This window comes from Candidatus Hepatoplasma crinochetorum Av (assembly GCF_000582535.1).
In the GTDB taxonomy this organism is placed as follows: domain Bacteria; phylum Bacillota_I; class Bacilli_A; order Mycoplasmatales; family Hepatoplasmataceae; genus Hepatoplasma; species Hepatoplasma crinochetorum.
The window spans coordinates 103,066-113,891 of record NZ_CP006932.1 but is presented as its reverse complement, the minus strand read 5'-3'; the positions used below and the strand labels follow the sequence as shown (position 1 = coordinate 113,891).

Below are 10,826 nucleotides of genomic sequence, written 5' to 3'. Positions count from 1 at the left end.
TTAATCTTTCTTTTTAATTACAAACAAATTACTCTTAAAATTTTTTGAATTTTCATATAAAATTTTTAAATCTTCTTCTGATAAATTTTCTTCAATATCATCTCTTAGATCACTTACATTAATTTCATTAATAAACTCTCTATTTGCAAATTTTTTATTAAAATCAATAATTTCCTCAAAAGCAATTAAAGATTTTTTAAAAACTGATAAATCTTCAATAAATTTTTTCTTTTCCTGATTAGATAATTTTATCATCGCTAGTTCTTCTAGATTTTTTATCTCACTTGAAATATTCATAATAAATAAATTATACAATTTTAATAAATACGAAATAAATATCATTAATTATTGTTTTATATTATATCTTTAAGAGATATAATATAATTCATGCAAAATTTTACATATATAATACTATTTATAGTTTTAGTATTACTTATTGGAGCAAGTTTTATTTTTTCTTATGGAGAAATAGCACTTGCTAATTTAAATAAAATCAGAATAAAAACAATAACAAAAACTTCAGAAAATAAAAAGGAAATTAAAAAAGCAAATAGAATCTTATATTTAAGAGAACATTATAATAAAACATCTACTAGCATAATTATTACAGATAATATTATGAATATATTATCAACTACAATTGCAGCTGCTTTATTTAATGAAATTTTTGGATACATAGGGTTACTTATTTCTTCAATTTTAATGGCTTTATTTTTAATCTCTTTTGGGGAAATATTACCTAAATTACTTGCTAAAAAAAATCCAGAAAAAGGTGCGATGAAATTATCTTTATTATTATTAATTATTTATAAAATACTTTATCCAATTACTTTTTTAATTGCAAAGATCATAAAAGAGAAAGAAGATATTATTATTAAAAATGAAGATGAACTAGAAGAAGTAATAAATGAAAGCAAAAAGAAAAAGATTATAAATCCAAATGAAAATGAATTTATAATTAATTCTCTTGCTTTTGATAGAAAATATGCATACAGTATTATGCATAATTTTGAATCTACTGTATATATTAAAAATAATATTTTATTAGATGATCTATTAAAAATAATTTCAAAAAATAGTTACTCAAGACTTCCTGTAATAGATAAAAATAATGAAATAGTGGGAATATTTAATATAAAATTCTTTTTTATTTATCAAGGAAATGATCCATCTAATTATCATAATAATTTTAAAAAGTCTATTTTTAAACCCATTTTTGCTACTAAAAAAACAAAAATTGATAGTTTATTTGATCTTTTAAAAATAAAAAGAACGGGTATGGTAATAGTAACAGAAAATAGTAATCATAAAATCCCAATTGGTATAATTACAATGAATGATATTATTGAGCAATTAATCGGAAAAATTTATGATGAAGATGATGTAGAAATAAAAGGTATCTATGATTTAAATTTTAATTCAATTGAAATAAGTTCATGATCTAAAATAGTTGATATTGCCGAGAAATATTTTAGTGCTTTTGGATTTCATCCAAGAGATATTAATCTTACTTTTATACAATGAATAAGTAAAACTTTTAATTTGAAAAATAATGATATCAATAAATATTTAGAAAAAAATGATTTCTTACATACAAATAAAATAGCAATTAAAGTGAAAAAGGATATTGAAAATAATTGAAAATTTGAAGTAAATATCATTTAATAATTAAAATCATAAATACATAGTAATATTTTTAATTATAATCAAAAGGAAGAACTGTAATTTGATCATCAAGTAAAATTTGATATTCTTGTTCTATTTTTCCATATGGAGTAATATTATGACTATATTTTGCATAAATCTTATAATTTTGTGCAGAAGAAGTGTAATTTGGTGGTAAATATAAAATTCCATGATAATCATAATGAAAAAAATCTGATGTTATTGGTTTACTTGTACTTAAAATATTTCCTAATTCATCTTCAAGATAAACTTCTTCTATTCTTCCGCTACCTTCTGGATAAAAAATTTCATATTCCATATAACAATCTCCATAATCTTTTACATTTTTAATTGAAAACCCATTCGGCTTACGATTATTATATAAAGTCAATTTTTCAATTTCTATTGTTGAAACATAATCTCCTGTTTCTTTATCATTAATATCAACTTGTATAGAATAATTTTTATTATGATCACTCATATTGTATGGAACATATTGATAAGTATTATATAAACCATTAGGATATAATCCATCATCATAGATTGTATATTCTAAAGGATAATCTTTTATATAAATTTCTTCTTGATTAGGATTGTTTGGTATTTCATATATAGAAATATAATCATTTGCTACATATTCAGGATCAAGTTCAAAACATATTTCTAATCCTATTCTTCCATAACCAACATATTCTTCTGAATAATTAGTAATATAAGAACAATCTGATCCATATTCATAAAATGAATTTAAATTGGTTTTATTTTTATTTGTAAGTGTTAATAATAATGAAATAATAATAATTATCATTATAAAAATTAAAGTATAAATAATTATAAATTTCTTTTTAAAAAATTTTTTCCAAAAATTATTATCATCTTCTTTTAAATCTTTCTTATCCTTATTAAAATTAATATTTTTCCCATTTAATATATCTAATTTCTTCGTATTTTTCATAATTACTCTTATTCATCTTTTTATTTTTGAAACTTTTATTAATGAAATTATATAATTTTAAAAATAATTCTTATTACCTTTTGTCTGGTTGAATCCATAAATATCACTATTATATAGATTTATATAAAACATTTCTCTTTCATTAAGTTCAATTTCATTACACTTTTCTAAAACACAAAAATTTAAATCTTGAATTTTTAGATTATGAACATTTAAATAATGAACTATTTTTTTATATGTTCTTGTATTAGAATTTTCTTTAATTATTTTTTCAATTTGATTTTGGTGTTGTTTTCATCTTTTAAATATGTCTCTTGCTTGACCTACATATATAGGAATTATTTCCTTTATATCTTCTGTATTAACATAAATAGCATATATTCCACTTGATTGTTCTAATTTTCGTTGATTTTTTGTATCTTTTACATTATCTCAAGTTTTAGTTATTTCTTCTGTTTGATTTGCTAAGTATAAAAAACTATCTTTTGAATGTTTAAAATTATTATTAAATTTAACTTCATAATTAATTTGCGCTTGTTTCAAATGCTTTTTTTCATATTCTTCATTGCTTTTTTTTATACTATATATTATGAAAAAAACAAAAAATAAAACTAAAGAAAAAATTAATATAATAATTAAAAATGTACCCACAATAATCCCTTTTTTTAATAATTTTAATTAAATTTATTATATATTTTTTGTAATTAAATTTTGTAAAAAGAAAAAGTACCATATATTAATATATGGTACTTTTAACTTAGATCAATTTCTTGATTAAGTCGGCAGTTTCCTATTCTCGCCTTGCGACTACCTTCGGCATCTCTAAGCTTAACTTCTGAGTTCGGAATGGTATCAGGTGTTTCCTTAGTATTATCGCCACCGACAATTATAATTATAAAATATTTTACAATCATAATTCTCGATGAGATAAAGAGAATACTAGCACTCTCAAAACTATATAATTATCGATAAAAATTAAAATAAGTTAAAGTTAGGAAATATAAATTTAAGCTTAAAATAATTAAGTCCTCGTTTTATTAGTATTGGTTAGCTAAATACATTACTGCACTTACACATCCAACCTATCAACCTCATAGTCTATAAGGAAACTTACCTCCTTAAAAGGAGTGGGATATCTTATCTTGGAGTTCGCTTCATACTTAGATGCTTTCAGTATTTATCGATTCCATACATAGCTACCCAGCAATGCCTTTGGCAAGACAACTGGAACACCAGTGGTATGTTCACCCCGGTCCTCTCGTACTAGGGGAAACTCTCCTCAAATATCCTGCGGACACAGTAGATATGGACCAAACTGTCTCACGACGTTCTGAACCCAGCTCGCGTGCCTCTTTAATGGGCGAACAGCCCAACCCTTGGAACCAACTACAGCTCCAGGATGAGACGAGCCGACATCGAGGTGCCAAACCTCCCCGTCGATGTGAACTCTTGGGGGAGATAAGCCTGTTATCCCCGGAGTAACTTTTATCCGTTGAGCGCTGGCCTTTCCACACAGAACCAGCGGATCACTAAAACCGTCTTTCGACCCTGTTCGACTTGTAAGTCTCACAGTCAATCACACTTATACTTTTGCGCTCTACATACGATTTCCGACCGTATTGAGTGTAACTTTGCGCGCCTCCGTTACTTTTTAGGAGGCGACCGCCCCAGTCAAACTACCCGCCACGCACTGTCCTCCAACCAGATAATGGTTGCAAGTTAGAATCTCAATGTAAAAAGGGTGGTATCCCAAGGGTGTTTCATTAATAACTAGCGTTAATAAATCATCAACTCCCACCTATCCTGTACATCTCACACCAAAATTCAATACGAAGTTGTAGTAAAGCTTCACGGGGTCTTATTGTCTTACTGCGTCTACCCTGCATTTTCACAGGGACTAAGATTTCACCGAGCCCGAAGCCGAGACAGCGTCCAGATCATTACACCATTCGTGCGGGTCAGAACTTACCTGACAAGGAATTTCGCTACCTTAGGACCGTTATAGTTACAGCCGCCGTTCACTGGGGCTTCATTTCAAAGCTTCGTTTCAAAAAAGAAACTAACATCTCCACTTAACCTTCCAGCACCGGGCAGGCGTCACCCCCTATACTTCAGCTTACGCTTTAGCAGAGAGCTGTGTTTTTGATAAACAGTTGGCTGGACCTCTTAACTGCGACCAATAAAATTGGTACCCCTTATTGCTAACTTACGGGGTTATTTTGCCGAGTTCCTTGGCTCCGGTTCTCTCGCTCGCCTTAGGATATTCTCCTCGCGCACCAGTGTTGGTTATCGGTACGGGTATGATATAAATTAACAGTAGAAGCTTTTCTTGGAAGCGTGATATCAGTAACTTCGCTAATCTCATAAATGATTTCACTCCTTGTAACAACTCAATGTTATGTTGAACGGATTTGCCTATTCAACCACCTTATTGCTTAAACAAGTACAACCAATGACTTGCATTACCTAACCTTCTCCGTCACTCCATCCCTTTATATCATAGTACAGGAATATCAACCTGTTGGTCATCGACTACGCCTTTCGGCCTCGCCTTAGATCCCGACTAACCCTGGGTGGACGAACCTTCCCCAGGAAACCTTGCGCATTCGGCGTGAAGGATTCTCACCTTCAATCGGTACTCACGCCGGCATTCTCACTTCTATATAGTCCATTAGTCCTCACGGTCTAACTTCACCCCAATATAGAACGCTCTCCTACCATTTTTTTATTATAAAAATAATAAAAAAATCCATAATTTCGGTATTATGCTTTAGCCCCGTTAAATCTTCGGCACATAAATCCTTGACTTGTGAGCTGTTACGCACTCTTTAAATGATGGCTGCTTCTAAGCCAACATACAAGCTGTTATAGGATTTACACTTCCTTTCCCACTTAGCATAAATTTTGGGACCTTAATTGATGGTCTGGGTTGTTTCCCTCGCGCCTATGGACGTTATCACCCATAGACTGACTGCCGTGTATACAATAATGATATTCGGAGTTTGGCTATATTCAGTACCTCGAGATGAGGCCATCGTATAATCAGTGCTCTACCCTCATTATGCTTAACCACGACGCTAGCCCTAAAGCTATTTCGGAGAGAACCAGCTATATCCAGGTTCGTTTGGAATTTCACCGCTATCCACAAGTCATCCAAAAACTTTACAACGTTTACTGGTTCGGACCTCCATAAAGTTTTACCTTTACTTCATCCTGCTCATGGATAGATCACCTGGTTTCGGGTCTACAATCACATACTATACGCCCTATTAAGACTCGGTTTCCCTACGGCTCCGATTAAACTTAACCTTGCATGTAATTGTAACTCGCCGGCTCATTCTGCAAAAGGCACGCCATCACGGATTAACCCGCTTTGACTTTTTGTAGGCAATATGGTTTCAAGATCTATTTCACTCCCCTCCCGGGGTTCTTTTCAACTTTCCCTCACGGTACTGGTTCACTATCGGTGAATAGGTAGTATTTAGCCTTACCCAGTGGTCTGGGTAGATTCAAACAGAGTTTCACGTGCTCCGTCCTACTCAGGATCAAGCAAGAAGTCGTTTTCATTTCAAGTACGGGACTTTAACCCTCTGTGGTATAGTTTTCCAACTATTTCCTCTATAAAAACAATTTGTAACTTCTATATAGCTAGTCCTACAACCCTATCTTTACAAAAAGTAATGATAGTTTGGGCTTATTTGTTTTCGCTCGCCGCTACTAACAAAATCGAATTCTCTTTCTTTTCCTCTAGGTAATAAGATGTTTCAATTCCCTAGGTTCCCTTCTTAAAAGCTATGTATTCACTTCTAAGATACCAATTATTTTGGTGGGTTTCCCCATTCGGAAATCCCTGGATCAACGTTAATTTCCAACTCTCCAAGGCTTATCGCAGGTAACCACGTCCTTCTTCGGCTCCTATTCCCAAGTCATCCACCATATGCCCTTAATAACTTAATTATTATTAAAAAACATGAATGCTTCTTTTGCGCTTAATATTTTATATTTAGAATATCCTAATTAAAATCTTATTTTAATTAATATTTGACAAATTATATAGTTTTCAAAGAGCTAATATTTGAGACGATTAATAATCCTCTCAAAACTAAATAGAACCTAATTGTTAAAAAAAGTTTTGTATTTCTATATCCATAGAAAGGAGGTGATCCACCCCCACCTTCCGGTAGGGGTACCTTGTTACGACTTAACCCCAATCATCAATCCTACCCTAGACGCCTTCCTCCCAAAAAAATGGGTTAGAACAACGGTTTTAGGTATTACCGACTTTCGTGGTTTGACGGGCGGTGTGTACAAGACCCGAGAACGCATTCACCGCAGTATTGCTGACCTGCGATTACTAGTGATTCCAGCTTCATAAAGTCAAATTGCAGACTTCAATCCGAACTGAGACTATCTTTTTGGGATTAGCTCCACCTTGCGGCTTGGCAACCCTTTGTAATAGCCATTGTAGCACGTGTGTAGCCCTACGTATAAGGGGCATGATGATTTGACGTCATCCCCACCTTCCTCCTGGTTACCCAGGCAGTATCTCATGAGTCCTCAACTTTAATTGTTAGTAACATAAGAAAGGGGTTGCGCTCGTTACCGGACTTAACCGAACATCTCACGACACGAGCTGACGACAACCATGCACCACCTGTACATTGGTTAACCTCCTCCATATCTCTATGGATTTGCCAAGTATGTCAAACGTAGGTAAGGTTCTTCGCGTATCATCGAATTAAACCACATGCTCCACCACTTGTGCGGGTCCCCGTCAATTCCTTTGAGTTTCACACTTGCGTGCATACTACCCAGGCGCTAGACTTAATGCGTTAGCTGCGTTACTGCCTTTAATGGCAACAACTAGTCTAGATCGTTTACGGCGTGGACTACTAGGGTATCTAATCCTATTTGCTCCCCACGCTTTCGTGCTTAAGTGTCAATTACAGTTCAGGCAACCGCCTTCGCCACTGGTGTTCCTCCACATATTTATGCATTCCACCGCTACACATGGAATTCCATTGCCCCCACCTGTATTCTAGCTTACTAGTTTCAGATGCGAATCGAAGTTAAGCTTCGATCTTTAACAACTGACTTAATAAACCACCTGTGCACTCTTTACGCCCAATAAATCCGGATAACGCTCGCCACCTATGTATTACCGCGGCTGCTGGCACATAGTTTGCCGTGACTTTCTAACAAGGTACCGTCAAATTAAAATCATTTCCTATCTTAACTATTCTTCCCTCATAACAGAAGTTTACAATCCGAAAACTGTCTTCCTTCACGCGGCATTGCTTCATCAGACTTTCGTCCATTGTGAAAAATTCCCTACTGCTGCCTCCCGTAGGAGTATGGGCCGTGTCTCAGTCCCATTGTGGCCGTTCAACCTCTCAGTCCGGCTACACATCGTTGCCTTGGTAGGCTTTTACCCTACCAACTAGCTAATGTGATATGTTCTCATCTCAAAGCGATGCAAACGCACCTTTAGGCAATATAAGATGCCTTATATTACGCTATGGAGTATTAGCTATCGTTTCCAATAGTTATTCTCCTCTTTGAGGCAGATTAAACATACATTACTCACCCGTTCGCCACTAAATTTCTAATAAAAGAAATTTCGTTCGACTTGCATGTATTAGGCATGCCGCCAGCGTTAATCCTGAGCCAGGATCAAACTCTCAAAAATTGCTGGTTCTATTTAGTTTTCAAAGAATTATTTTACAATAATTACCGAGTTAACGGCAACTATTATTATAGCAAATTTATTACAAAAAATTAATTTTTTTTAAATTTATTTTATTTATTAATAAAATAGAGAAATTAAAAAATACTAACTTAAAAAACTCGCATTCTCATTATACATTAAATAAAAAAATATTATCTAAAATATTAAAAAATATCAGAAATTCTTTTTACTATAATTGGCTTGTTTGTTTTATCATCAATCTCTATAAAAATTGCATTAAAAATTTTTAAACCTTTTGTTGCTTCCTTGAATTTTTCTTTTGTTCCATTTTTAAGAAATTTTGTCACTTCTTCAAATCTTACACCAATTGCAGAATCCCTTATTCCTGTCATTCCCACATCAGTAATATAAACCATTTTATTATCTAATATCGCAAGATCAGATGTTTGAATATGTGTATGTGTTCCATAAAAAATATTAACCTTGTCTTTTAAATAATTTGATAAAACTTTTTTTTCTGATGTTGTTTCAGCATGAAAATCTAAAATTGAAATATCATAAAAATTATCATTTAAAATTTCATCTGCAATTAAAAAAGGATTATTGACAGGTATGTTAATAAAATTTACTCCCAATAAATTCATTAGCAATATTTTTTTATTTTTAATTTCAAAAGTTAAATAGCCTCGACCTTTAACTTTATTTTTATAATTCGCTGGTCTTACAAGATTATTTATATTATCAATATAATCATTAATTTCTTTATTATGAAATGTATGATTACCCATTGTAAAATAATCAACTCCACAATCCATTAAAAATTTATAATCTTTTTTTACAAGAGATTTACCGCCGATTGAAACATTTTCGCCGTTAGCAATTATTACATCCGTTTTTAATTTCTTTTTATAATCTGATAAATGATCTTTAATTATTTTTTTTCCAATTTGGCCAAATATATCGCCTATTATTAAAATTTTCATATCAATTAATATTATAAAATTAAATTAAATGATTAATCCTTATTAAAAATTTCTTTTAATAAGGATTCCATTTTATTTTCTTTAATTAGTATTTCTAAAGCTAAATCTTTTCCTTGGGCTATTTTTTCATTTTTATAATAAACTCAAGATCCTTTAAGATTCAAAATATTTCTTTTTAAAGCCAAATTTAATATTTCTCGATTTTTATCAATTCCCTTATTATAATAAATGTTAATTTTTGCTTCTTTATAAGGAGAAGAAACTTTATTTTTAATTATTTTTACATTTGTTACTTGACCAATAAAATTATTTTTATCTTTTATTTTTTCAATCATTCTAATATTAAAACGAATTGTTGAAAAAAATTTTAAAGCTTTTCCACCAGGAGTTATTTCTTTATTTCCATAAAAATTACCAACTTTTTCTCTTATTTGATTTATAAAAATAACAACTGTTTCATTTTTATTTATAAGACCAGATAATTTCCTTAAAGATTTAGACATTAATCTTGCTTGTGCTCCAATAGTAACTTCTTCCATTGATCCTTCTATTTCTGCAATTGGTGTAAGAGCAGCAACACTATCAATTATTAAAATATTTATAAGTCCTGATGCAATCAATTTTTCCGCAATTTCAAGTCCTTGCTCTCCTGAATCTGGTTGAGATATTGCAATTTTTTCAAGATTAACACCAAGTTTGCTTGCATAACTTACATCAAGAGAATGTTCAGCATCAATAAAAGCAGCATATTTTCCTTTTTCTTTTTGTGCCTCTGCTATCGCAAGTAATGCAAGTGTTGTTTTTCCTGATGATTCTGGACCATAAATTTCAATTATTCTTCCTTTAGGATAACCACCAACCCCAATGGCCTCATCTAATAAATAAGATCCAGTTGAAATTGTTAGAATATCATAATTGTTTGATTTATCTAAATTTAAAATTGATCCTTTACCAAATTCTTTTTCTATTTCCTTAAATAAAGAATTTATTTCATTTTGATTGATATTTTTCATACTATGTTAAATTTATAAAATTAAATAAATTTTTCTTATTTTAATTTATTATTTAAATTTAAAAAAGCAAAATTAAGTGTATCTATAATTATCTCTGATCTTTCTTTTTTATTTGAGATAAATTTAAAATTATATAAATTATCATCAATTATGATTGTAATATAAGTTAATCCAAATTCTTCATTTTCAGGAATAATTGGTCCTGCATTTCCTGTAAATGAAATACAAATATTAGAAGTTGTTTTTAATTTTAAATTAACTGCCATTTCATTTGCTACTTCTTTTGAAACTGGTCCGTATTTAAATAAAGTATCTGGATTTACATTTAATAATTTATTTTTCTGTTGATTAGTATAAGCAACAATAGAAGAATTAAAATAATTACTTGCTCCAGAGAATGAAACAAAACTAAAAGCAGCACTACCACCAGTGATTGATTCTGCAAAAGAAATTGTTAATTTTTGTTTTAATAATTTTTTTATTATTTCTTTTATTGTTTTTTCATTTAATTTCATCTGATT

General features: G+C 30.7%; 7 protein-coding genes and 3 rRNA genes. 1 reads left to right on the top strand and 9 read right to left on the bottom strand.

Translation table 4 applies throughout. The annotated features are described in order from the left end of the window. Positions 1-297 carry a hypothetical protein gene (locus X271_RS00555; RefSeq protein ID WP_128824163.1) on the bottom strand — a complete coding sequence of 99 codons (297 nt, stop codon included), beginning with the start codon at positions 295-297 and terminating at the stop codon, positions 1-3. Positions 298-387: 90 nt separating this feature from the next. Here X271_RS00555 and X271_RS00550 point away from each other — a divergent pair, with 90 nt between their 5' ends. After that, positions 388-1,665 (top strand): CNNM domain-containing protein, encoded by a 1,278-nt coding sequence (locus X271_RS00550; RefSeq protein ID WP_025208521.1) that lies wholly within the window; start codon positions 388-390, stop codon positions 1,663-1,665. Positions 1,666-1,696: 31 nt separating this feature from the next. On the opposite strand, the gene X271_RS00545 is transcribed toward X271_RS00550, so the two are convergent. The 8 genes from X271_RS00545 to X271_RS00510 form a co-directional block, all read right to left on the bottom strand. After that, on the bottom strand, positions 1,697-2,620 hold the full coding sequence (locus tag X271_RS00545) for a hypothetical protein (RefSeq protein WP_025208519.1): 924 nt from the start codon (positions 2,618-2,620) through the stop codon (positions 1,697-1,699). A 57-nt stretch (positions 2,621-2,677) separates the two neighbouring features. After that, on the bottom strand, positions 2,678-3,271 hold the full coding sequence (locus X271_RS00540; protein WP_025208518.1) for a GIY-YIG nuclease family protein: 594 nt from the start codon (positions 3,269-3,271) through the stop codon (positions 2,678-2,680). A gap of 126 nt (positions 3,272-3,397) precedes the next feature. Then, positions 3,398-3,504: ribosomal RNA gene (rrf, locus tag X271_RS00535) — 5S ribosomal RNA — on the bottom strand. 133 nt (positions 3,505-3,637) lie between these two features. After that, positions 3,638-6,577, bottom strand: a 23S ribosomal RNA gene (locus X271_RS00530). Positions 6,578-6,772: 195 nt separating this feature from the next. Further along, positions 6,773-8,309, bottom strand: a 16S ribosomal RNA gene (locus tag X271_RS00525). The 16S, 23S and 5S rRNA genes sit together here, the layout of an rRNA operon. Before the next feature lie 203 nt (positions 8,310-8,512). Further along, entirely contained in the window at positions 8,513-9,292 is a 780-nt protein-coding gene (locus tag X271_RS00520; RefSeq protein WP_025208517.1) for a TIGR00282 family metallophosphoesterase, read from the bottom strand. A gap of 32 nt (positions 9,293-9,324) precedes the next feature. Beyond that, positions 9,325-10,305 (bottom strand): recombinase RecA, encoded by a 981-nt coding sequence (recA, locus tag X271_RS00515; RefSeq protein WP_025208516.1) that lies wholly within the window; start codon positions 10,303-10,305, stop codon positions 9,325-9,327. 35 nt (positions 10,306-10,340) lie between these two features. Continuing rightward, positions 10,341-10,820, bottom strand: a complete 480-nt coding sequence (locus tag X271_RS00510; protein WP_025208515.1) for a CinA family protein — start codon at positions 10,818-10,820, stop codon at positions 10,341-10,343. Between the last annotated feature and the right edge of the window lie 6 nt (positions 10,821-10,826).